The sequence below is a fragment of the Streptococcus mitis ATCC 6249 genome, assembly GCF_000146585.1.
In the GTDB taxonomy this organism is placed as follows: domain Bacteria; phylum Bacillota; class Bacilli; order Lactobacillales; family Streptococcaceae; genus Streptococcus; species Streptococcus mitis_AZ.
This window is the reverse complement of sequence record NZ_GL397179.1, coordinates 163,550-186,942: the sequence shown is the minus strand read 5'-3', so window position 1 is coordinate 186,942 and position 23,393 is coordinate 163,550. Positions and strand designations below refer to the sequence as shown.

Below are 23,393 nucleotides of genomic sequence, written 5' to 3'. Positions count from 1 at the left end.
CTGGAACATTTGCTAGGGCTGGGGCGCCACTTTCTGCATAAGGCAGAGTGTTGTTTACTACTGGGGTACCGCTTTCTCCGTAAGCTGGAACATTCGCTACGGCTGGAGCGCCACTTTCTGCATAAGGCAGAGCATTGTTTACTATTGGGGCACCGCTTTCTCCGTAAGCTGGAACGTTCGCTACGACTGGAGCGCCACTTTCTGCATAGGCTGGGAGTTCATTTACAGCAGCTTCTACCGCATTTGCACCTTTGTTGTATTCTGGCAACTCTGCAGTTGCAGCTTCTACTGCGTTCACCCCACCTTTAAAGTCTTCAATTTCAAGAACAGCCGACATGACACTGCTTAGAGTCTTAATAGCATCCTCATAGTCTGCTAAAGCTTGTTGCAATTCATTTACTTGATTATTTTCAACACCATTCATTTTTGAAATAGAGATTTGTTCTTTAATTTTAATAACTTTTTTCTCTAATTTCAAAAGTTCTTGTTTCTTGGTATTTGTTTCTGGACGCTTAGCCTCCTCTGCCTTCTTAGCTTCCTCGGCTGCTTCCTTGTCCGCTGCAGCAAGTGTAGCTTGGTCTTGGCTAGAAAGTTGAGAATGAGTCTTCGCTTCAGCTGGGGTGACCTGATCGCTTTCCTCTGCCAAGAAGTCAGCTAACAAGTCTGACGCTTCGATATCGCCATCTTCAATGGCTTTCAAGATAGCGTCCTTGCCAATCACTTCTTTAGCCGCCTTAATGGCTGCTTCTTTGTCAGTAATAGAGGCGTCTTTGTTGATGTCTTCGATTGTTGATTGTTCGATACTCTCAAGGGTTGTCAACAATTCGCTGTGGGCTTTGGCTTCTGCTGTCTTCTTAGCTTCTTCCTCTTTCTTGGTTTCCTCGGCTGCTTCCTTGTCCTCTGCAGCAAGTGTAGCTTGGTCTTGGCTAGAAAGTTGAGAATGAGTCTTCGCTTCAGCTGGGGTGACCTGATCGCTTTCCTCTGCCAAGAAGTCAGCTAACAAGTCTGACGCTTCGATATCGCCATCTTCGATAGCTTTCAAGATAGCATCCTTGCCAATTACTTCTTTAGCCGCCTTAATGGCTGCTTCTTTGTCAGTAATAGAGGTGTCTTTGTTGATGTCTTCGATTGTTGATTGTTCGATACCCTCAAGAGTTGTCAACAATTCGCCGTGGGCTTTGGCTTCTGCCGCCTTCTTAGCTTCTTCCTCTTTCTTAGCTTCCTCGGCTGCTTCCTTGTCCGCTGCAGCAAGTGTAGCTTGGTCTTGGCTAGAAAGTTGAGAATGAGTCTTCGCTTCAGCTGGGGTGACCTGATCGCTTTCCTCTGCCAAGAAGTCAGCTAACAAGTCTGACGCTTCGATATCGCCATCTTCAATGGCTTTCAAGATAGCGTCCTTGCCAATCACTTCTTTAGCTGCCTTAATGGCTGCTTCTTTATCTGTAATAGAGGCGTCTTTGTTGATGTCTTCGATTGTTGATTGTTCGATACCCTCAAGAGTTGTCAACAATTCGCTGTGGGCTTTTTCTTCTGCCGCCTTCTTAGCTTCTTCCTCTTTCTTAGCTTCCTCCGCTGCTTCCTTGTCCGCTGCAGCCAGTTTAGCTTGGTCTTGACTTGAGAAATCTTCTTGGCTCGTCGCTTCGGCTGGGGTTACCTGATCGCTTTCCTCTGCCAAGAAGTCAGCTAACAAGTCTGACGCTTCGATATCGCCATCTTCGATGGCTTTCAAGATGGCATCCTTACCAATCACTTCTTTAGCCGCCTTAATCGCAGCTTCTTTGTCAGTAATAGAGGCGTCTTTATTGATGTCTTCGATTGTCTCGTGTTCAATTTTGTCTAAGGTAGCAAGTAAATCTGAACGAGTTTTGGCTGCGTCAACTTGAGCCTCTTTATCAGCTTCATCCAACTTAGCTTGGTCTTCATCTGTGAATTCTGAGACAGGTTCTGCAACAGTCTTGTGCTCTGTCATGTCTGCAGGCCAATCAACAATCACATCCCCGACCTCCAGCTCCTCATCTGAGATAGCCTTCAAGAGATCTTCTTTACCAATCTCTTCCTTAGCTGCCTTAATGGCTGCTTCCTTGTCGGTAATAGAGGCGTCTTTCTTAATCTCTTCAATAACAGCATTCTCAAGAGCTTCTATAGCTTGAAGCAGAGAATCTGTAGCTTGAGAAACTTGCTCTTTCGCGTCTTTTTCTGCCTTATCTAGCAGCGCCTTCTCCTCAGTAGACAACTGTTTATTTGTTTTCGCTTCAGGACCTGTTACCACTGCCTTATCTTCTGCACCTTCTGGCAATTCAGCGATGATATTGTCTAAGCTGAGCTCTCCAGACTCAAGGGTATCTGAAATATACATCTTACCGATATAGTCCTTCACAGCTTCAGTTGCAGCCTCTTTGTCCTCAATCGCTTCCTTATCCTCAATATCACTAATAGCCTGTTCCTCAAGTTCATCCAAAGCCTTCATCAACTCTTCTTTGGTCATCTTGGCTGGATTTGTCGTATCAGAATTAGCTGGACTAGCGTTTTCTGATCCCTTTTCAGTTTGAGCTCCGCTATCCCCTTCTGCTGCGGCTTGTGGTTGTGCAGGAGCAACTGCCTGCTCTTCTGCTTTCCCTTCATCTGCCTTGACTACTGAAGGCTGTGAAACGAAAACACCAGCTCCCAAAACAGCTGCACTTGCTAAACTCCTTAAAATAACTTTTTTCTTGTCCATTAGACAATGCCCCTTTTATAGTTTTTAATATTATTATATTATACTAATTAATAAGCGTCAACTAATTTGTTATAGCTTTTTAAAAATTTTTTAATAAGAAGAAAGCTTATCTCTTGTTTAAGATAGACTCGACATTCTCACCCCGTTACTATCGAGTTTGTGCCCATCAACTACTCTATTAACAGCTAAGGCCCCCGAAGAATCAACATAGTAATGTTTACCAGAGACTTGGAACCATTGACTGGCTTTCATCCGACCAGATTCCTCTAGATAATACCAAGTTCCCTTGTCTTTAAGCCATCCCGTCTGCATCTGACCCGTTGGCTTCAGATAATACCAATGAGAGCCGTCTTTAACCCAGCCACTTGACATGACACCATTTTCCTTAAAATGATACCAATCACCCTTGATTTTCTTCCATCCTGTCGCTTGCTTACCGTCCTCTTGGTAATACCAAATACTACCTTCTTTCTTCCAACCATTTTCTGAAGCACTTAACTCTTCATACTGAACGTATCGTCTAGCACCACTGTAAGATAGATAGCTGAACCATTTATGCCCATCTTTTTCAAGGATCTGATCGTAATGCACACTTTCCCCAGAGTAGTAATAATCAATGACTTGTCCTTCGCTTGATGGTTGATTCCTAATTGGCATTTTTCTTGTGAAGACCATGGTCCCACTTGACGAAAATTCTAACCCGCGAGCTCCCTCGCTAACTCCACGACTTGAGGACAAATCCCTGAAATGAATAAACCCTGTCATGGTGCTAGCTTTAACTATTCGACGGTTATACCTCTCTCGAACTCCATAGTTATACTCTTCGATCTCAATCGTATCCCCTGACACATTTGATACCCAGGCCACGTGCCCATAATAACCTTCTGTCGACCAAGCAATAGCCCCAACTTCTGGCTTAGTATCCACACGGTAGCCTTCTCGACTTGCACGATGTCCCCATTCATTCGCATTTCCATAGGCAGGAGGAATCTCAAAGCCATTTACACTACTCAAACGAAAGGCCGCAAAAGATGTACACTGGCGAGAATACATCCGCCATTGATCGATTTCAACACTACCATTTTTGTAGTGAAGCGGATAGTCATCTCCACGCGCTACACTATCAGCCTGAACCGATTCCCCACCAAACAAAAAAGTGCTTGTAACTAGCAATGTAGTCAGCACTACACCAAATTGAGTAGATCTACTCTTCTTGACTCCCGATATTAAAAACGTCATTTATTCTCCTTTACAAAGTTTTCTACGAGGTTCCCCTCCTTTATACTATTCGGGAGAAAAAGAAAAAAGTGAGCTCAGCTCACTTCGTTTTATTCTTGGTCTAGATAATGAATCAAATTCTTCTCTGTTAAGATATCCGAGTAGGTGAAGGATTCCACATAGACATTGGCTTGTTTGTCTCCCTCAACATCCCCAAATTCAACGATAAATAAAGATGGATAAACCTCAATTAACTTACCCAGTCTGTTTTTTTGGCGCTTACGGCCATTTTCCAAAGTCATTTCAACGACTTGTCCCTCATGCGCCTTGATCTCTTCTTTGATTTTTTTCATCTTGGCTACATCTGTAAATGCATCTGACATCTTATGCCTCCCTCTTTGAGATACTTGAAAATTTATTGTATTCTTTTTGGAAAATCAATTCCACCGTTCCACGAGCTCCACTACGGTTTTTCTCGATGATAACCTCTACCTTGTTATTTGGAATTCCTTCCTCTTCTTCACCTGCACGATCATAGTAGTCGTCACGGTACAGAAAGGCTACGATATCCGCATCCTGCTCGATAGAACCCGATTCACGAATATCAGACAAGACTGGTCTCTTATCTTGACGCTGTTCAACTCCACGAGATAACTGACTGAGAGCAATGACTGGAACCTTTAGCTCCTTAGCTAGAATTTTTAACTGACGAGAAATTTCAGAGACTTCTTGTTGGCGGTTCTCACGACCAGTCCCTGTGATAAGCTGTAGGTAGTCTATCAAAATCAATCCTAGATTGCCCGTTTCTTGAGCTAGTTTGCGTGAACGAGAGCGAATTTCCGTGATCCGAATCCCTGGTGTATCATCGATATAGATACTCGCGTTGGCTAGATTTCCTTGAGCAATGGTATATTTTTGCCACTCCTCATCGGTCAATTGACCAGTACGGATAGAATGAGACTCTACCAAACCTTCTGCTGCCAACATACGGTCTACTAGGCTTTCTGCACCCATTTCCAGTGAAAAAATAGCTACAGTCTTATCCAACTTGGTCCCAATGTTCTGAGCAATATTTAAGGCAAAGGCTGTCTTACCAACCGCTGGACGCGCCGCTAGGATAATCAGCTCCTCCTCGTGGAGACCTGTCGTCATATGGTCCAAATCACGATAACCTGTCGCAATACCTGTAATATCCGTTGTTTGTTGTGACCGAACTTCTAGGTTCCCAAAGTTGATATTTAGAATATCACGGATATTCTTGAACCCACTACGATTGGCATTTTCACTGACATCAATGAGTCCCTTTTCCGCTTGAGCGATGATTTCATCTGCAGGCTTAGAAGCTTCATAGGCTTGGTTGACAGACTCTGTCAACTTGGAAATCAACCGACGTAGCATAGCCTTTTCGGCTACAATTTTAGCATAATACTCCGCATTAGCTGAAGTTGGTACAGAGTTGACAATTTCAACAAGATAGGACAAGCCACCAATGTTTTGCAAATCGCCTTGGCTATCCAAAATCGTCCGAACTGTTGTCGCATCTATCGCTTCTCCACGATCCGACAAGTCTACCATCGCTTGGAAAATCAACCGATGAGCATACTTAAAGAAGTCACGAGAATCAATGTATTCTCGGACAAAAACGAGCTTACTCTCATCTATAAAAATAGCCCCCAGAACAGATTGTTCTGCTAAAATATCCTGAGGTTGAACTCGCAGTTCCTCTACTTCTGCCATCCGACTTTCCTTCCTTTTACAATCTTGTCAAGAAGTTGTAAACTTAACCTTCTTTTACACGAAGATTGATGACACTTGTAACATCTTGATAGATTTTCACTGGTACATCAATCAAACCTACTGCTCGAATTGGTGCTTGCACTTGAATATTGCGTTTGTCAATCTTGATACCAAATTGCTTTTGCAATTCTTCTGCAATCTTCTTGTTGGTGATGGACCCAAATGTACGACCATCTGGTCCAACCTTTTCAACAAACTCTACAACTGTTTCTTCTGCTTCAAGCTTAGCCTTGATGGCTTTTGCTTCAGCAATCATCTCTGCATGAGCTTTTTCTTCAGATTTTTGTTTTCCACGCAACTCACCCACTGCTTGAGCAGTCGCTTCCTTGGCCAAATTCTTTTTAATCAAAAAGTTTTGAGCGTAGCCAGTTGGCACTTCCTTGATTTCGCCTTTTTTTCCTTTTCCTTTGACATCTGCTAAAAAGATTACTTTCATTCTTCTTTCTCCTTTTCCTTTAGTTCTTCCAAGATTAGTTGAGTCAATTTTTCCCCTGCTTCTGACAGACTCATATTCTCGATTTGCGCAGCAGCTAGATTAAAGTGACCACCGCCACCCAACTCTTCCATAATGCGTTGAACATTGATTTTACTGCGACTTCGAGCTGAGATTGAGATAAATCCTTGTGTATTCTTTGCTAGAACGAAGCTGGCTTCAATGCCAGACATAGCCAACATAGCATCGGCAGCCTTACTGATGACAACTGTGTCATAAGCGGTTGAGTCCTTAGCTTGGGCAATCAAGATATCTGAACCTAGCTTATGACCTTGTAAAATGAGTTCATTTACCTCACGGTATTCTTCAAAATCTGTCGCAGCAATCTCCTGGATTGCGATACTATCGCTTCCACGTGTTCGAAGGTAGCTAGCCACATCAAAAGTTCGACTCGTCACGCGAGATGTGAAATTTTTGGTATCCAGCATCATACCAGCCATCAGTACACTGGCCTGCATACGACTTAAACGATTTTTCTTAGAATTTTGGAACTGAATCAATTCTGTGACCAACTCACTCGCACTACTTGCTCCACTTTCGATATAGGTGATGACAGCATTCTCTGGGAAATCCTGATCACGTCGATGATGGTCAATGACAATGGTTTGCGTGAATAAATCATAAAAACCTTTGGACAAGGTCAAAGCTGTCTTCGAATGATCTACTAGAATCAACAAAGAGCGCTTTGTAACTAGCCTCATCGCATCAGACAGAGGCAAGAGCTTGGTGACACCTTCTTTTTCCAAGAAGTTGATAGCCCGCTCGATATCTGGCGACATTTGATCTGCATCGTAGACTGCGTAACTGTCTTCTGTAATATTGCTCGCAAACAACTGCATACCAACCGCTGAGCCCAAAGCATCCATATCTAGATTCTTATGACCGACTACAAAGACTTGGTCTACACTTCGAATTTTATCTGAAATAGCTGTCATCATGGCTCTGGTACGTGTTCTTGTTCTCTTAACAGAGGCTGCAGAACCACCACCAAAATAGACTGGGTTCTTGGTTTCATCATTTTCCTTGACAACTACCTGGTCACCACCACGAACCTCGGCTAGGTTCAAGTTTAGGAGAGCAACTTTTCCTATCTCATCATGATTTCCATCACCATAAGAAAATCCCATACTTAAAGTCAAGGGCAATTGTCTCTGTTTCGACTCTTCGCGGAAAACATCAATGACAGAGAACTTATCATTCATCAATTCCTCAAGCACGGTATAATCAGTAAATAGATAAAATCGATCCATCCCCACGCGCCGAGAAAACATGGCATACTTCTCCGTAAACTCCGATACAAAGTTGGCCACAAAACTATTGATATGACTGATATCCGAGTCAGAAGTCGCATCTTCTAAATCATCGTAGTTATCGACCGAGATGACCCCAATCACTGGTCGACTCGTTACCAACTCGACAGTTGCTTCGTATTCCCCTGAAACGTCAAAGAAATACAGGACACCTGAAGCCTTGTCCATATGAACGGCATAGCGTGTTTCCCCCAAGGTGGCGTAAGAACCTGGATTCCCCACCGAAGCTTTAATGATGGTTTGAATCAATTCGACATCAATTTCGCCTTCTTCAGTAGTCAAAATCAACTCAGCATAAGGATTAAACCACTCCACTTCGCCACTGGATAAATCTAACTTCAGAACACCAACCGGCATTTGTTCGAGCAGCGTGTTTAAGCTATCTTCCGCTTGATGATTTACGTATTGGATTTGTTCAATTTCGCTCTTTTCATACTGTTTTTTTTGCCAGACAAATAAAAGCAGATAAAGAAGTACAAATAAAAACAAGACACTGATTGTTACAACATTATTTTGTGAAAAAATAATCAGCATTGTTAAGGTTCCGAAAGTTGCAAGCCCTAGTAGAATCGCAGAATTCGGAGTTAAATTATTTTTTTTCATTCTAAACCTCTTGCGCATTATTATATCACAAATGCCCTTAAAAAGCGACCTTTAAAGAGAAAGCACTGCTTTTATTATAGTAAGATGCTCTTAAAGAAACTATACATAAAAAAGGAGAGCAAATGCCTCGCTCTCCTTTTTCCACATCAGTGCAGAATCTTCCGCCTAGATTACATTATTCACCTAATTCTAGTCGAATGTCTTGTAGGCGCTCTTGCGCCTGTTTCACAATTGATTCTAAAATAGCCTTACATGGTTTGATGTCTTTCACCAAACCCGCAATTTGTCCGCTCATCATTGAACCATGAACTGTATCACCTTCATAGACAGCCTTAGATAGAGAACCGATCGTAATTTCTTCCAGTTCCTCTCGATTTGTACCTTTCTGCTCTAATTCAATGTAGTGATCCGTCATCTCATTGCGAATACAACGAACTGGCGCTCCCGCGATGCGACCTGTAACCGCAGTCGCTGTATCACTTGCCGCTAAAATAGCTTCTTTATAGGCAGGAGAAATTGGACATTCTTCTGAAGCAAGAAAAACTGTTCCCATTTGAACTCCTTGTGCACCTAGGGCAATCGCAGCAGCAAGTCCACGACCATCTGCAACACCTCCTGCAGCAATGACTGGAATCGTTACCGCATCAACGATTTGTGGGATAAGAGCCATTGTATTGGTCTCTCCAATATGGCCACCAGCTTCTGAACCTTCAGCGATTACAGCATCAACTCCCAATTCTTGCATCTTTTGAGCATGCTTGACACTGGCAATAACTGGAATAACCTTGATTCCTGCTTCTTTCAAGTAAGGCATGATATGCTTAGGAGTTCCTGCACCTGTAGTTACCACTGGAACCTTTTCTTCGATGATAACAGTCACAATATCCTTGATATTTTTCATCATCAACATGATGTTGACACCAAAAGGCTTATCTGTCAACTTTCTCAGTTCACGAATTTCTTCACGCAACTGTTCTCCGGTCATACCACCCGAAGCGATAATTCCCAGACCTCCAGCCTCAGAAACAGCTGCTGCTAGTTGATAGTGCGAGATTTGAGCCATAGCCCCTTGGAAAATTGGATATTGAATCTGTAAAAGTTTTGTAATTGACATATGAGTCCTCCTTTTATTTTCTGTTGATTCTTGTTGGCAAATGGATGCATGATTCACCAATATCCCCGTCAACAAGAAAATGTTATATTTGTCTCCTCATATTCTGCTATCCTAAAAAATCTGGCTTACGATCCTGCTGATCTGTAAAAGGAATAAGTGGGGGGCGAGAACGTAGAACATAATCTACAAATTCCTTCCCATCCTTGTCAAACTCTACCACCGCGAAAAATTGATCATGGTAAAAGAAAAACTTATAATGATTCTCAAAAGCCTGACGCAACCACTTCTCTTTGGCTAAAATTGATTTCATAGGATAATCATCAACTGCTGGAACCCAGAGAGGATTTCGATGAACATGTGATAACATCAAGTCCCCCATATGGATCATCGTATCTTTCCCCTGTTTGAGCAAGATAATACTGTGGCCATTGCTGTGACCACTTGTATGAATCATTTGGATTTCTGGAATGACATTGATATACTCTGAGAAAGTCGTCACCTGATCTTGAATCGGTTCCCAATTTTCTCTTAAATAAGTTCCCCGCGTTCGATTATTAGGGTTTCTCATCTCATACCATTCGACATCATTCACAATAATCTTGGCGTTTGGATACTTGGAAACCAGCTTCCCTTGATCATTCACATACGTCAAGCCACCAGAATGGTCATGGTGCATATGTGTCATCAGAACGACGTCAATGTCTTCAGGCGATAGTCCTAAAAGAGCTAAACTTTCTTCTACCCGACTTTCAGACAAGATTCCTAAGTTGCGCCTTTGTTTATCGGATAATTTTGCTGTATCAAAACTTGCATCTATCAGGTAATTTTTACCCTTGTACTGGATCAAAATAGGATCCGTCAACTCCGCCATCATATTAGCATCATTTGTTGGGTAGTAACGAGACCACACAACTTTCGGAACCGGACCAAAAAGAGTCCCTGCATCCGTCAATTTATCGGCTCCACGTAGCCATGTCAGTTTCATATCATGAAATTGATATTCCTGTAAGGTGAGTTCTGCCATGCTTTACTCCTTTATCCATTGGGCTGCTATTCTTTTACGAATCGAATCCCCAGATTTTCCATAGATTTCAATCGTTTTGGCATCCTTTAGATAACGGTCTATGGGGATGTCATCCAAGGTTTGAAGAGGTCCAATTAATCTAATAATTTCCTCAGAAATCTCAATTGCTACTTTTGTCGTATAAAGTTTTATCTGAGATACAAAGAGAGAATCCGCATTCATCCTGTCCTTGTAGGAAGCAAAGTAAGATTCAGCCGCACACAGCTTAGTATACAAGTCTACAAATTGATTCTGATAGACTGTCGCATCGATTAATCGTTTCCCAAATCCTCTTTTGACCTTTACAAAAGCCAGACCTTTTTCAAAAGCTCCCTCAGAGATACCAATAGAGATTGCGCTTAATCCTAGCTGTAATTTTTTGATAATATCATTTAACTGAGTTTCCCCATTTAAGGTCAATCCAAGCAGACTATCTTCTGGCAATATGACCCGATCAAAAGTTACCGAATTCACAGGTAAACCCTGTAAACCAGGTTTTGCTATATCATCTCCAAAAGCAACCCCCGGTCGAGTCGTATCAACAATGAAAAATCCATATCCATCTTCTCCGTTAGTTTCCTCAACCTTGGCTAAGATTAACAAAATATCTGTATAGCGGCAATTTGATACAATTGACTTCTTCCCAGTTAAAGACCAACCTGCCTCTGTTTTCCTTGCGGTTGTTGCAATAACCTCCAAGCTTTCCATCAATTTCCCTTCAGAAAATCCCAAGCCAGCTAAGATTTCTCCCCTCACTAATGGTTCTACATAACGCGATTTTTGTTCCTGACTCCCATATTGTAAAATAGGATAGATACCATAACATGCCTGAGTTAGTAGAACAGCAGAAAAAGCAGGAAAATCTTTTGAAATCAAGCGAATAAAGGTCAAAAACTCGGTTCTCAAAACAGAATCTTGACTATCTAAAAGCAAGGAAAAGATATCAAATTGCTCAATAAACTGATAAAGCAATTCTCTAGGGAACTGTTGTTCATCCTCACGAGACTTAAAATAGTTCCGAATCAACACTTTCACGTCTGCCTTCAATTCTCGCGCCAGCACGTCATTATAGGTCATCGCATTCACCTCATCTTAGTTTTCAGAAAACGGTTGGTAATAATCTTTCAACAATTCTTCATACACATAAGACTCTACTTCATTGTAGGAGTTTTTATAGGGTCTACAAAACCAAATATTAAATGGAATCGGATCCTTGAATCTAACCGCCTTAAAACGACTCTTATCCACAAAATATTCAACCGGCCTTGGCAAAAGGGCAATCAAATCTGTCTGATGAGTTGATTCAACTAGGAAGTCCCAAGTAGAGGAAAGATAAGCAAATTTAGCCTCAATTCGTTGTGAACGAAGTTTTTCTGTCACTAAATCATAAGTCGTAAATGTTTTGTTGAAGGTTGCCAATTCATAACTAGCAATATCAGACCATTCCAACAAGCTTTTCTGAGCCAGCGGATGATCCTTATCCATATAAGCAACGTATTCATCCAATTGAATGATATGTTGTTCATATTTTTTAGCATCCAGGCTCGTAGGCTCTATCAGAATAGAGAGATTCAAATCTCCATCAACCATTTTTTGACGAATTTCCTTCCCTCCACCTTCCGTAACCTGGATATGGATATGAGGATTATTTTTCAGAAAATGAGGCAAAGCACTAGCAAAGTAAACTCGTAAAATCAAGGACGGAATACCAAGATTAATGGTGCCTTTTTGCTTTTGAGCTTCTATATGGATCATGGAAAGCATTTCTTCATGTCGATTCACAATCTCGGTCGCATAACGATAAATTTTGCGTCCCGCCTCTGTTAAACTTTCTAATCTTCCATTCTTGCGATTGAATAATTGAACCCCTTCAGCTGCTTCAAAATTTGTCACGAATTGACTCAAGGCTGATTGACTAATGTGAATTTTCTTTGCAGCAATGGAAAGGTTGCATCCGCATTCTATGATATTGATGAAATAGTTCATTTGGATAATATCCACTTACCCATCACCTAGCTTTCCTTCACTATTTTAGTAGGTCAATTAGACAACTATTCTAGTGTTTGATAGTTGTCTACTGACTTTTTATCGAAATAACATTTCGAATACTTCATTTTAATGTTGTATATAAAGCGCTTACAATATTATCTAGTTTATATCATAACACACTAAGTAGAAAATAGCTCTTTTTTTGCTTAAATCGGCATTGTTTTTAGGTCTTCTGAGACAATGACTTCCCCAGCTGTTTTTTCAAGAACTTCTTCTAACGTCACACCAGGAGCCAGCTCTTTCAACAGGAATTTACCATCTTTGAATCCAAAAACAGCTAATTCTGTGATGACAAGATCCAATACTCCTTTAGCTGATAGAGGTAATGTGCACTCTTTCAAGAGTTTAGATTCACCACCTGTAGTATGTTGGATCGCTGCAATTACACGCTTAGCACCTACCAATAAGTCCATTGCACCACCCATACCAGGAGCAAATTTCCCTGGGATAATCCAGTTGGCAATGCTTCCATCTTGACTTACTTCAAGAGCTCCAAGAACAGTTGCATCCACGTGTCCACCACGAATAATGGCAAAGGATGTTTGTAGATCAAACAAGGCTGCTCCGGGCAACAATGTGATAGGAGCTCCACCTGAGTTCGCTAAATTGGCATTATAGTTGTCCTTGGTTGGTGTTTCTCCAAATCGAAGGGCGCCATTTTCTGCCTGCAAAATAACATTTACACCTTCAGGGATATAATCAGCAGAGGCGTTTGGAATCCCAAATCCAAGATTGACCACATCTCCATCTTTAAATTCAAGCGCTACACGTCTTGCGATAATTTCTTTTGCTTTCATCTTATTTCACCCCCGCCAGTTTGTTTGTCTCTGTCCACAAGTCTCCCATCATCTGATGATGTTCTTGTGGTGTCAATCCTTGAACGACATAGTCAACTAGGATACCAGGGATATAAATATCATTTGGATCAATTTCTCCGGCTTCAACCAACTCGTTTGTCTCAACAATGACTGTGTCAGCCGCTAGAGCGAGTTGAAGAGAGATGTTTTTAGTAGTCCCATCTAAATAAAGGTTGCCATACTTATCCGCCTTAGTAGCTTTAATCAAGGCAACATCGATTTTCAATGGATCATAAATCAAATATTCTTTTCCATTTCGAGTCACTTTTTCGTGCTCATCTTCAAGAATTGTTCCTACACCTGTTGGCGTTAAGACTGCTCCAAGACCCGCACCCGCAGCATGCAATCGTTCTACGACAGTTCCCATTGGAGTGAACTCCACTTTCATGGCTCCTGAGAAATAATCATGCTGAGCAGCAGCAGATGTCCCTACATGGGCTGCAATGTATTTTGTAACCTGATGGTTTTCACAAAGACGACCAACTCCAACTTCCTTACCGGGTTGAGAGGTTACAACAGACACCAAGGTTAAATCTTGCTGGTTTTGACGAACCAGTTCCTCAATTAACTCAAGTGGTTCTCCTACTCCGAGAAATCCAGAAATACCAACTTTATCTCCTGAATGAATCAAGGAAATAGCTTCAGACAATGTTACAACTTTCATAACCTATCTCCTCTCTTATTTACGTTGAAAGACAGCTTTGCGTTTTTCAACAAAAGCGCGCATTCCTTCTACCTTATCTTCTGTTGAGAAGAGTAGAGCTTCCGCTTCTGTTTCCAAACGAATAGCATTTTTCAGAGGGAGTTCTGAGCCAACTTGGATAATATGTTTAGCTTTTTCAACTGCTAGCGGTGCATTTTTCATAATCGCTGCTGCTAGCTCTTCTGCCGCAGGCAATAGTTCTTCTGCTGCTACCAACTTGTTAAGAATTCCAAGATCGTATGCTTCTTGTCCTTTAACCATTCTAGCAGTGAAGATTAATTCCTTTGTTTTACTAGTACCAATCAAACGAGACATTCTTTGAGTACCTGCAAAACCAGGAATGATTCCCAAGCCGACTTCAGGGAAGCCAACCATTGTCTTGTCATAGCCGATTCGGATATCAGTTGAAAGAGCTAATTCTAAACCGCCTCCCAAAGCATAACCATTCAATACCGAAATAGTTGGCTGAGTCAATTCAGATAAGCGGGTAAAGGTGTCGTTCGCATAGGTCATGTATTCATGAGCCTGAATTGGAGACATTTGGTCCATCTCTTTAATGTCTGCTCCCGCGACAAATGCTTTCTCTCCTTGACCGGTCACAATGACAACACGAATGTCCTCGCTTGCTTCAATTTGGTCTAAAGCGAGATTCAAATCCTTTAAGACTTCTGAACTTAAAGCGTTCAAAGCCGATGGACGGTTAATTGTTAGATAGCCAAGACCATTCTTAACCTCTAATAAAACAGTTTTACTCATTGTTCTGCTCCTACTTGATTTATTTTGAGTACAGAGTACAGCGTCAACAAATACCAACACAAAATGTAAGAGCTTACATTTTCATCATAAACCTTTTTTTCCCATCCGTCTACTTAATCTTTATTTATAGACCTATAAGTCCAGCTTATAGGATATGGTCATCCAATCCATCCTTAAAGTATTAGAAAAAATAAAAATACCTTATCAAGCCCTTTTAGAGAAAGACACTTGATAAGGTATGTAACGATGAGATCGGATCAAAATCTCATTTTGTAATCGTAATATTGAAAAAGAGGAAATGACGTTCAGTTTTCTAATAACTAACGTTCAACGATGAGGGCTGTTCCCATCCCTCCTCCGATACAGAGAGTAGCTAAACCAGTTTTAGCATCACGTTTCATCATCTCATGTACCAGAGTCACTAGGATACGGCAACCTGAAGCTCCAATTGGGTGACCAAGAGCAATCGCACCACCATTGACATTGACAATATCGGTATTGAAGCCAAGTGTTTTCCCGACCGCACAAGCCTGAGCAGCAAAGGCTTCATTTGACTCGATCAAGTCAAGATCATCAACTGTCAAATTACCTTTTTCAAGAGCTTTACGGGTCGCATAAATCGGTCCACATCCCATAATCTTAGGATCCAAACCTGCACTTGCATACGAACGAATGCGTGCAATGACTGGAAGTCCTAATTCTTCAGCTTTTTCAGCACTCATGACCAAGACAGCCGCCGCCCCGTCATTGATACCTGAGGCATTTCCCGCTGTAACAGAACCGTCTTTTTTGAAAACAGGACGTAGCTTAGACAAACTCTCCAAGCTAGCATCTTTTCTAGGAAATTCATCTGTATCAAAGACGATAGGATCGCCTTTACGTTGAGGAATGACCACCGGAACAATCTCTTCCTTAAAGCGTCCAGATTCTATAGCCGCCACTGCTCGTTTTTGTGATTCCAAAGCAAGCGCATCTTGATCAGCCCGGCTAACACCATATTCTTCTGCCACATTCTCGGCTGTAATCCCCATATGGTATTCGTTAAAGGCATCAGACAAACCGTCCTTAATCATGGTATCTACCACTTTCGAATCTCCCATACGGCCACCCCAACGGAAGCTTGGTAAAACATATGGAGCCTGGCTCATGTTTTCTGCACCACCAGCCACGACAATATCTGCATCTCCGCACTGAATCGCTTGAGCAGCTAACTGCACTGCCTTCAAACCGGAACCACAAACCTTATTAATGGTAAAGGCTGGTGTATATTCAGGAAGCCCAGCATGAATACTCATTTGGCGAGCCACGTTTTGGCCTAAACCTGCACCTAGGACATTCCCCATAATCACTTCATCTACCTGCTCTGGTTTAATATTCGCTTTTTCCAAAGCACTCTTAATTACCAAAGATCCCAAATCAACAGCAGAAACATTCTTCAAGCTCCCACCAAAGGAACCTAAAGGTGTTCGCACTGCCGAAACAATAACTACGTCTTTCATGACTACCTCCATCAGTGTCTAGTAAGTAAAGAAGCCTTCTTTTGTCTTCCGTCCCAATTTTCCTGCTTCGACCATTTTCTTAAGAAGAGGAGCAGGACGGTATTTTTGATCACCAAACCCTTGGTTTAGGACGCCCATAATAGCCAAACAAACATCCAATCCAATCAAGTCTGCAAGAGCCAAAGGTCCAATAGGATGATTTGCACCAAGTTTCATCGCTTCATCGATTTCCCCGGCACTAGCCACTCCTTCACCTAGAATGTAAATGGCTTCATTGATCATAGGAATCAAAATTCTGTTCACAACAAAACCATAAGAATCTTTAACATCAACTGGTGTTTTACCAATTTTCACTGTCAGTTCACGAACCGCCTGAACCACTTCTTCTGAAGTCTGCAAGGCCTTAATAACCTCTACAAGTTTCATGATTGGGGCAGGATTAAAGAAGTGCATTCCAATCACGCGCTCCTGATGTTTAGTAGCAGCAGCTATATCCGTGATTGACAAAGAGGATGTGTTTGATGCTAAGATAGTTTTAGGATCTGTCAATTCATCCAATTGTTTGAAAATATTTAACTTAATCTCACGATTCTCAGTTGCAGCTTCAATCACCAATTGGACTTGTTTCGCATCTTCATATGAAACAGATGGAAGCAAATTGGCCAATACCTGATCCTTCTCATCCGCAGACATCCGTCCTTTTTCAACTGAACGTTCCAATTGTTTTGTGATATTATTCAAGCCTCTTTGAACAAATTCTTCTTTAATATCGTTTAAGTAAACTGTAAAACCAGCCTGAGCAAATACTTGAGCAATTCCGCTTCCCATTTGACCAGAACCAATAATCATCACCTTAGATATCATTATTTTCTCCTTCTTATTTTACAAAAATCCAGTGCATGAAGCAAGGACGATTGAACAAAAATCCTTCAATCGCCCTTCTGACATTAAACAAAGGCACCTAGTCCAGTAATCTCACGACCAACAATCAAGGCATTCACTTCGTGTGAACCTTCATAGGTATAGATTGATTCAGCATCTGCAAAGAAACGAGCAACATCTGTCTCAAGTGTAATACCATTACCTCCGCAAGTTTCACGAGCAAGGGCAACTGTTTCGCGCATCACCAAGGAATTGTGCATCTTAGCAAGAGCAGAGTTAAGCATCAATTCATTCCCTTTCTCTTGCATTTCAGCAATACGAGTTGAATAAGCAATAACTGCTACAGCATTTGCTTGCATACGAGCCAATTTTTCTTGAACAATTTGGAATTTGGCAATTGGACGTTTGAACTGTTCACGATCTTTAGCATATTTAAGAGCTGCTACATAAGATCCACAAGTCACTCCCATAGCAATGTGAGCAACGTCCGCACGAGTGAAGGTCAAGATGCGAGCTACATCACCAAAACCATTGATATTTACCAAACGGTCTGAATCTGGAACCTCTACATTCTTCATAGTAATATGGCCATTGCGGACACAACGAAGAGCAATCTTATGTGGGATTGGTTCTGCATGATATCCAGGAGCTCCCTTACGAACGATAAAGCATTTCACCTTGCCATCCGCAACATCACGAGCAAATACAGGAACGACATCCGCAGTATCTGAACCACCAATCCAGCGTTTTTCACCATTTAGAATCCACTTGTCTCCAACACGTTCTGCAGTAGTTGCAAGTCCTCCAGCAATATCAGAACCTGAAAGAGGTTCAGTTAAAGCGAAGCAACCTTGCCAATCAAATGCAGCGAGTTTTGGAAGAAATTCTTTTTGTTGACGCTCATCACCACCCAAGAGAATTGTGTTGTAGCAAAGTCCGCCATGAACGGTATAGAATGTTGCCATAGAAGCATCGAAGCGAGCAAGTTCAAGATACAAGAAAGCAATATAAAGTTCAGATGGTTTCCAGCTACCTTCACGTCCCTCAAACAATTTTGGATTGTTCATAATTTGAGCGCCCTTAGCCACAGCATAGAATTCTTCAAAAGGAAAATCAGGTTTTTCCCAGTATTCATTAATAACCGGACGGAGATGTTTCTCAATCAAACGGCGAGTTTCTTGTAAAACCTCTGCTTCTCCTAAAGTTAGACCATCCGCATAGTGAAAAAGGTCCTCAGGATATAGTTCGCGTAAAATTTCTTCTTTTGTTGCCATAGTCATGACTCCTTTATTTGTTATAAGAGCGCTTACATTTTTGTATTCGCTATTTGTTGACAACCCCATTCTATCCCTTAGGGTATTATTTTGTCTACTTAATAAATATAAACACCCCTATAAGTTCAGATTATAGGGTCCGATTCTGACTGTTTAATCAAGGATTTCCTCGTTATTCTACTTACTTATAGGCACAAGAAAAAGTGGTTTACAAATCAGTAAACCACTCTTATTAGTTATTTCAATTTTATGATTCTTTTACTTCGAGCAAACCAACTTCACCATCTTCACGACGATACAAAACATTTGTTGTTTGATCTTCTACGTCTACATAGATAAAGAAATCATGTCCCAACAAATCCATTTGAAGAAGCGCTTCTTCTAAATCCATTGGTTTTAAATCAATTTGTTTTGAACGAACTACTTTTGGTTGCACAACATTTGCCTCTTCAACTAGGGCATCTGTAAAGAGTTGGCTTGTCGCAACTTTATTTTTATTCTTCCGTTCGATTTTTGTTTTATTTTTACGAATCTGACGTTCAATTTTATCAGTTACAAGATCGATAGAGCCATACATATCTTGAGAAATATCTTCTGCACGGAGAGTAATAGATCCAAGTGGAATCGTTACTTCAACTTTTGCTGTTTTTTCACGGTAAACTTTCAAATTTACACGTGCATCCAACTCTTGCTCAGGTTGAAAATACTTTTCGATCTTTTCGAGTTTAGAAACTACATAATCACGAATCGCTTCTGTTACTTCTAGGTTTTCACCACGGATACTATATTTAATCATATAAGTACCTTCTTTCTAAACATTTTTGTTTTTCTAACTATATTATAGCGCTTTCATTTTCATTTTGCAAATTTTTTCCTCATCTTACAAGGGAAAAAGTTTTAACATCCAAAGCTCCTGCTTCTTCAAAAAGACGCTTCACACGATTGACAGTCGCACCTGTTGTATAGATGTCATCAACAACCAAAATTTTCTTAGGAAGAGGGTCTTCAGTTTTTATAAAAAATGGAATTTCGGTAGCTAATCGTTCCGAGCGATTTTTAGAAGAACTAGCCGTCTCTTCTCTTTTCCCTAGTAAATCTTGAAAAGAAAACCCTGCTGCCTCAACCAAACCTTCAACCTGGTTAAATCCCCTCTCAAGCAATCTTTCAGGACTTAGGGGAATGACAACAAATTGATAGTCTCCATACTTTTTCAATTCATTAACTAAAACAGGAGCAAAAACCTTTCTAAGTAGAAAATCCCCATCAAACTTATATCGACTAAAGAAGTCTTTCATAGCTTGATTATAGGTGAAGATTGCATTATGATCAACTTGAATCCCTTCTTTACACCAAAATTTACAATCTTGACACATAGTTGACAGGCCTGTTTTCATACAGTTCGGGCAATAGTCCTCACTAATTTTCTCAAAAGTAGACTCACAATCTGAACAAAGATAGTTGTTCTCATTCTTAAACAGCAAAAGGTGACAAAATATCAAGTCACTCTTTATTGTCTGTCCACATAATAAACAGTTCATAAGCCTGCCTCCTTGTTCATCTGCTTTATTTCCTTGATTGCTTTTTTAATGGAAACATTTGATCCATCATGAAAGAAGAGCAGTTCACCAGTCGGTCTATCCATACTGCGCCCAACTCGCCCTCCAATCTGAATCAAGCTAGACTTGGTAAAGAGACGATGATTAGCTTCTACAACAAAAACATCCACACAAGGAAAGGTGACCCCACGCTCCAAAATTGTTGTACTAATAAGGATTGTCAACTCTCCATCTCGAAAAGCTTGTACCTGCTCTAATCGATTTTCTGTGATAGAGGACACAAAGCCGATGTTTTCATTTGGAAACTGTTCCTGCAAGAGTTCTTTTAGTTTCTCGCCTTTCTTAATCTCAGATGCAAAGATTAACAACGGATAACTTGTTCTTCTCTGCTTCTTAATGTAGGACTTTAACTTTGGAGACAACTGACTCTTTTCTATATAGCGATTAAAGTCTGATAACCAAACTAGCTTTGGAATAATCAATGGATTTCCATGAAATCGTCTTGGCAAGCTCAGTCGTTTTAATTCTCCAGTGCGAACCTTCTTATCTAACTCATCTGTAGAGGTCGCTGTAAGAAATATCTTTAGCCCCTCCTCCTTTACACATTGGTTTACAGCATAGTAAAGAACAGAGTTGTCAACATAAGGAAAGGCATCTACTTCATCCACTATCAGCAAGTCAAAAGCATGATAAAATTTTAACAGCTGATGAGTCGTTGCAACAACTAGTGGTGTTCGAAAATAGGGTTCTGACTCACCATGAAGTAGTGCTATCTCACAAGCAAAGTCATTCTGCAGCCGTTTATACAGCTCCAAACACACATCAATTCGAGGACTTGCTAAACACACTGCACCACCTTCATCAATCACTTTAGCCACAACTTGATAAATCATCTCTGTCTTTCCTGCTCCTGTTACAGCGTGAACCAAGGTTGGCTCTTGCTTGTCTACCGCTTGAAGAAGTCCCTCTGAAACTTTTTCTTGAAAAGGTGTTAACTGACCACGCCATTTGAGGACGTCTTGCTTAGGAAAATCCTCCTGAGGAAAATAGTATAAAGCTTGATCGCTCCTGACTCTCTTCATCAACAAACATTCCCTACAATAGTAAGCACCGATCGGCAAATACCATTCTTCTAGAATACTACTATTACAACGTTGACAAAACAGTTTCCCTTTCTCTTTTCTCATTGCTGGCAGTTTCTCAGCCATCTGACATTCTTCTTTTGTTAATTCTTTCTCAGTAAACAAGCGACCGAGATAGTTTGGATTTACTTTCATACTTCTTTATTCGTAAAAATCTAGCGCTTTAGGTAATTTTTTAGTACAATTAAATCATGGAATTTAGAACAATTAAAGAGGACGGGCAAGTCCAAGAAGAAATCAAAAAATCGCGCTTTATATGTCATGCCAAGCGTGTCTATAGTGAAGATGAGGCTCGTGATTTTATCACTGCCATCAAAAAAGAACACTACAAAGCCACCCATAACTGCTCTGCCTTTATTATTGGGGAACGCAGTGAAATCAAGCGTACGAATGATGATGGTGAGCCTAGTGGTACTGCTGGAGTCCCTATGCTTGGCGTCTTAGAAAATCATAATCTTACCAATGTCTGCGTAGTAGTTACTCGTTACTTTGGTGGAATTAAGTTAGGCGCTGGCGGTTTGATTCGCGCTTACGCAGGAAGTGTAGCCTTGGCTGTCAAAGAAATAGGCATTATTGAAATCAAAGAGCAAGCTGGCATAGCCATTCAGATGTCTTACGCTCAGTATCAAGAATATAGCAATTTTCTTAGAAAACATAAACTCACGGAAATCGAGACAAACTTTACAGATCAAATCGATACCATAATTTATGTTGATAAGGAAGAGAAAGAAAATATCAAGTCTGCTCTTGTAGAGTTTTTTAATGGAAAGGTTACTTTAACGGATCAAGGTTTACGAGAAGTTGAAGTTCCTGTAAACTTAGTGTAAACAAAGGAGAAATACATGGCGTTTGGAAAATTTATTCAAGGACTTGCTGGTAACTTCAGCGAGCAAAACAAAGAAGTTCTTATCAAAGAATATGGTCAATACCTACTAGAGAATGAAGAAATCCAAAGTGGATATAAGCTCATTCGTGACGCAATCATCTTTACAAATATTCGTATCATCTTTACAGATAAGCAAGGCGCTACTGGTCGCAAAATGTCTGTTAAATCACTCTTTTTGATGAACATTGTCAACGTTGAAATGGAAACTGCAGGAGCAGGTATAGACGATAGTGAGATTACGATCACTTATTTAGAGAATGTCTTTCTAAAAGCACATAATGAGCATTTTAGTTACCACAAATTTGAATTCCCTAAAAAAACGGACATCCTCCCTCTTTACACCTATTTATTAGAATTGGCTTATCACAATCGATTAAAAATTAATGGCTTAGACCTTTGATATAAAAAAATCCTATCACTTTGATAGAATTTCTATATTTTACAAATAGCCTTAAGCGCGTTATACTAGTATCATCTTATACAAAGAGGTATATCTATGGCTATTTATAACAATATCACTGAACTAATCGGACAAACACCGATTGTTAAACTTAACAACATTGTTCCAGAGGGTGCTGCAGACGTCTATGTTAAACTAGAAGCTTTTAACCCTGGATCGTCAGTAAAAGACCGCATTGCCCTTAGCATGATTGAAAAAGCGGAACAAGATGGTATTCTAAAACCGGGTGCTACCATTGTTGAAGCAACGAGTGGAAACACTGGTATCGGTCTTTCATGGGTCGGTGCCGCTAAAGGATATAAAGTTGTTATCGTCATGCCTGAAACAATGAGTGTGGAACGACGTAAGATTATCCAAGCCTATGGTGCTGAACTCGTCCTCACTCCTGGTAGCGAAGGAATGAAAGGAGCTATTGCTAAAGCTCAGGAAATCGCCGCTGAACGTGACGGCTTCCTTCCACTCCAATTTAATAATCCAGCTAACCCAGAAGTACACGAAAGAACAACAGGAGCTGAAATACTGGCTGCTTTCGGTTCTGATGGACTAGATGCTTTTGTGGGTGGTGTTGGTACTGGTGGAACGATCTCAGGTGTTTCTCACGCTCTTAAAGCAGCAAATTCAAACATTCAAGTTTATGCAGTTGAGGCAGACGAGTCAGCTATCTTGTCTGGTGAAAAACCAGGACCTCACAAAATTCAAGGTATCTCAGCTGGATTTATTCCTGAAACACTTGATACAAAGGCCTATGATGGTATCGTCCGCGTAACGTCAGATGATGCTTTAGCACTTGGCCGTGAAATTGGTGGAAAAGAAGGCTTCCTTGTTGGGATTTCTTCAGCTGCAGCGATTTACGGGGCAATTGAGGTTGCCAAGAAATTAGGTACAGGTAAGAAAGTACTTGCTTTAGCACCAGATAACGGCGAACGTTATTTGTCTACAGCACTCTATGAATTTGAAGTGTAGCCTCCTAAATGCACTTAGCCCTTATTAAAGGGCTTTTTGTTTACTCATACAGACT

At 40.9% G+C, this 23,393-nt stretch carries 22 protein-coding genes; 3 read left to right on the top strand and 19 right to left on the bottom strand.

What is annotated here, in order from left to right:
* From HMPREF8571_RS02945 to HMPREF8571_RS02855, 19 genes are all read right to left on the bottom strand, one after another.
* Positions 1-2,713, bottom strand: a 2,713-nt coding sequence (locus tag HMPREF8571_RS02945) for an SIALI-17 repeat-containing surface protein (protein WP_000358510.1), incomplete at its 3' end; no start/stop codon positions are given.
* A 117-nt stretch (positions 2,714-2,830) separates the two neighbouring features.
* On the bottom strand, positions 2,831-3,952 hold the full coding sequence (locus HMPREF8571_RS02940; RefSeq protein ID WP_000143395.1) for a CHAP domain-containing protein: 1,122 nt from the start codon (positions 3,950-3,952) through the stop codon (positions 2,831-2,833).
* An 89-nt stretch (positions 3,953-4,041) separates the two neighbouring features.
* The gene (locus HMPREF8571_RS02935) at positions 4,042-4,314 is read right to left on the bottom strand and encodes a Veg family protein (RefSeq protein WP_001278164.1); all 273 of its coding nucleotides are present in this window, start codon (positions 4,312-4,314) and stop codon (positions 4,042-4,044) included.
* A 1-nt stretch (position 4,315) separates the two neighbouring features.
* The gene (dnaB, locus tag HMPREF8571_RS02930; protein WP_000852476.1) at positions 4,316-5,668 is read right to left on the bottom strand and encodes a replicative DNA helicase; all 1,353 of its coding nucleotides are present in this window, start codon (positions 5,666-5,668) and stop codon (positions 4,316-4,318) included.
* Between the two features lie 43 nt (positions 5,669-5,711).
* Positions 5,712-6,164, bottom strand: coding sequence for a 50S ribosomal protein L9 (rplI, locus tag HMPREF8571_RS02925; RefSeq protein ID WP_000864211.1), 453 nt, complete (start codon positions 6,162-6,164; stop codon positions 5,712-5,714).
* Positions 6,161-8,134, bottom strand: coding sequence for a DHH family phosphoesterase (locus HMPREF8571_RS02920; RefSeq protein WP_000739997.1), 1,974 nt, complete (start codon positions 8,132-8,134; stop codon positions 6,161-6,163). The genes rplI and HMPREF8571_RS02920 overlap by 4 nt, the downstream gene beginning before the upstream one ends.
* A 175-nt stretch (positions 8,135-8,309) precedes the next feature.
* Positions 8,310-9,290 (bottom strand): nitronate monooxygenase, encoded by a 981-nt coding sequence (locus HMPREF8571_RS02915; RefSeq protein ID WP_255261433.1) that lies wholly within the window; start codon positions 9,288-9,290, stop codon positions 8,310-8,312.
* A gap of 64 nt (positions 9,291-9,354) precedes the next feature.
* Entirely contained in the window at positions 9,355-10,272 is a 918-nt protein-coding gene (locus HMPREF8571_RS02910) for an MBL fold metallo-hydrolase (RefSeq protein ID WP_000829421.1), read from the bottom strand.
* 3 nt (positions 10,273-10,275) lie between these two features.
* Entirely contained in the window at positions 10,276-11,388 is a 1,113-nt protein-coding gene (locus HMPREF8571_RS02905; RefSeq protein ID WP_000221884.1) for an acyl-CoA dehydrogenase family protein, read from the bottom strand.
* A 15-nt stretch (positions 11,389-11,403) separates the two neighbouring features.
* Positions 11,404-12,312 (bottom strand): LysR family transcriptional regulator, encoded by a 909-nt coding sequence (locus HMPREF8571_RS02900; protein WP_000351429.1) that lies wholly within the window; start codon positions 12,310-12,312, stop codon positions 11,404-11,406.
* Positions 12,313-12,506: 194 nt separating this feature from the next.
* A complete protein-coding gene (locus HMPREF8571_RS02895; protein ID WP_000644729.1) occupies positions 12,507-13,157 on the bottom strand; it encodes a 3-oxoacid CoA-transferase subunit B in 651 nt (216 codons plus the stop codon).
* Between the two features lies 1 nt (position 13,158).
* Complete coding sequence (locus HMPREF8571_RS02890; protein WP_000869892.1) at positions 13,159-13,881, bottom strand: CoA transferase subunit A; 723 nt, start codon at positions 13,879-13,881, stop codon at positions 13,159-13,161.
* A gap of 15 nt (positions 13,882-13,896) precedes the next feature.
* Complete coding sequence (locus HMPREF8571_RS02885) at positions 13,897-14,676, bottom strand: enoyl-CoA hydratase-related protein (protein ID WP_000048041.1); 780 nt, start codon at positions 14,674-14,676, stop codon at positions 13,897-13,899.
* Between the two features lie 320 nt (positions 14,677-14,996).
* Positions 14,997-16,175, bottom strand: coding sequence for an acetyl-CoA C-acetyltransferase (locus tag HMPREF8571_RS02880; RefSeq protein ID WP_000656064.1), 1,179 nt, complete (start codon positions 16,173-16,175; stop codon positions 14,997-14,999).
* Between the two features lie 18 nt (positions 16,176-16,193).
* Positions 16,194-17,042 (bottom strand): 3-hydroxybutyryl-CoA dehydrogenase, encoded by an 849-nt coding sequence (locus HMPREF8571_RS02875; RefSeq protein ID WP_025168421.1) that lies wholly within the window; start codon positions 17,040-17,042, stop codon positions 16,194-16,196.
* Positions 17,043-17,122: 80 nt separating this feature from the next.
* Positions 17,123-18,331 carry an acyl-CoA dehydrogenase family protein gene (locus HMPREF8571_RS02870; protein WP_000201480.1) on the bottom strand — a complete coding sequence of 403 codons (1,209 nt, stop codon included), beginning with the start codon at positions 18,329-18,331 and terminating at the stop codon, positions 17,123-17,125.
* 247 nt (positions 18,332-18,578) lie between these two features.
* Positions 18,579-19,127 (bottom strand): ribosome hibernation-promoting factor, HPF/YfiA family, encoded by a 549-nt coding sequence (gene hpf / locus HMPREF8571_RS02865; protein WP_000599113.1) that lies wholly within the window; start codon positions 19,125-19,127, stop codon positions 18,579-18,581.
* A gap of 79 nt (positions 19,128-19,206) precedes the next feature.
* Complete coding sequence (locus tag HMPREF8571_RS02860) at positions 19,207-19,869, bottom strand: ComF family protein (RefSeq protein ID WP_000995713.1); 663 nt, start codon at positions 19,867-19,869, stop codon at positions 19,207-19,209.
* A complete protein-coding gene (locus HMPREF8571_RS02855) occupies positions 19,866-21,164 on the bottom strand; it encodes a DEAD/DEAH box helicase (protein WP_000867714.1) in 1,299 nt (432 codons plus the stop codon). Before HMPREF8571_RS02855 ends, HMPREF8571_RS02860 begins: the two co-directional genes overlap by 4 nt.
* Positions 21,165-21,220: 56 nt before the next feature.
* On the opposite strand from HMPREF8571_RS02855, the gene HMPREF8571_RS02850 reads away from it, so the two are divergent.
* The 3 genes from HMPREF8571_RS02850 (at position 21,221) to cysK (ending at position 23,338) form a co-directional block, all read left to right on the top strand.
* Positions 21,221-21,856, top strand: coding sequence for a YigZ family protein (locus tag HMPREF8571_RS02850; RefSeq protein WP_000395733.1), 636 nt, complete (start codon positions 21,221-21,223; stop codon positions 21,854-21,856).
* Between the two features lie 15 nt (positions 21,857-21,871).
* Positions 21,872-22,315 carry a PH domain-containing protein gene (locus HMPREF8571_RS02845; protein ID WP_000863911.1) on the top strand — a complete coding sequence of 148 codons (444 nt, stop codon included), beginning with the start codon at positions 21,872-21,874 and terminating at the stop codon, positions 22,313-22,315.
* Between the two features lie 96 nt (positions 22,316-22,411).
* Positions 22,412-23,338, top strand: coding sequence for a cysteine synthase A (gene cysK / locus HMPREF8571_RS02840; protein ID WP_001029449.1), 927 nt, complete (start codon positions 22,412-22,414; stop codon positions 23,336-23,338).
* Positions 23,339-23,393 lie beyond the last annotated feature (55 nt).

Coding starts and splice junctions, on each gene's coding strand:
- HMPREF8571_RS02940 (WP_000143395.1), bottom strand. CDS start 3,952: ATGACGTTTTTAATATCGGGAGTCAAGAAGAGTAGATCTACTCAATTT.
- HMPREF8571_RS02935 (WP_001278164.1), bottom strand. CDS start 4,314: ATGTCAGATGCATTTACAGATGTAGCCAAGATGAAAAAAATCAAAGAA.
- dnaB (WP_000852476.1), bottom strand. CDS start 5,668: ATGGCAGAAGTAGAGGAACTGCGAGTTCAACCTCAGGATATTTTAGCA.
- rplI (WP_000864211.1), bottom strand. CDS start 6,164: ATGAAAGTAATCTTTTTAGCAGATGTCAAAGGAAAAGGAAAAAAAGGC.
- HMPREF8571_RS02920 (WP_000739997.1), bottom strand. CDS start 8,134: ATGAAAAAAAATAATTTAACTCCGAATTCTGCGATTCTACTAGGGCTT.
- HMPREF8571_RS02910 (WP_000829421.1), bottom strand. CDS start 10,272: ATGGCAGAACTCACCTTACAGGAATATCAATTTCATGATATGAAACTG.
- HMPREF8571_RS02905 (WP_000221884.1), bottom strand. CDS start 11,388: ATGACCTATAATGACGTGCTGGCGCGAGAATTGAAGGCAGACGTGAAA.
- HMPREF8571_RS02895 (WP_000644729.1), bottom strand. CDS start 13,157: ATGAAAGCAAAAGAAATTATCGCAAGACGTGTAGCGCTTGAATTTAAA.
- HMPREF8571_RS02890 (WP_000869892.1), bottom strand. CDS start 13,881: ATGAAAGTTGTAACATTGTCTGAAGCTATTTCCTTGATTCATTCAGGA.
- HMPREF8571_RS02885 (WP_000048041.1), bottom strand. CDS start 14,676: ATGAGTAAAACTGTTTTATTAGAGGTTAAGAATGGTCTTGGCTATCTA.
- HMPREF8571_RS02880 (WP_000656064.1), bottom strand. CDS start 16,175: ATGAAAGACGTAGTTATTGTTTCGGCAGTGCGAACACCTTTAGGTTCC.
- HMPREF8571_RS02870 (WP_000201480.1), bottom strand. CDS start 18,331: ATGGCAACAAAAGAAGAAATTTTACGCGAACTATATCCTGAGGACCTT.
- hpf (WP_000599113.1), bottom strand. CDS start 19,127: ATGATTAAATATAGTATCCGTGGTGAAAACCTAGAAGTAACAGAAGCG.
- HMPREF8571_RS02860 (WP_000995713.1), bottom strand. CDS start 19,869: ATGAACTGTTTATTATGTGGACAGACAATAAAGAGTGACTTGATATTT.
- HMPREF8571_RS02855 (WP_000867714.1), bottom strand. CDS start 21,164: ATGAAAGTAAATCCAAACTATCTCGGTCGCTTGTTTACTGAGAAAGAA.
- HMPREF8571_RS02850 (WP_000395733.1), top strand. CDS start 21,221: ATGGAATTTAGAACAATTAAAGAGGACGGGCAAGTCCAAGAAGAAATC.
- HMPREF8571_RS02845 (WP_000863911.1), top strand. CDS start 21,872: ATGGCGTTTGGAAAATTTATTCAAGGACTTGCTGGTAACTTCAGCGAG.
- cysK (WP_001029449.1), top strand. CDS start 22,412: ATGGCTATTTATAACAATATCACTGAACTAATCGGACAAACACCGATT.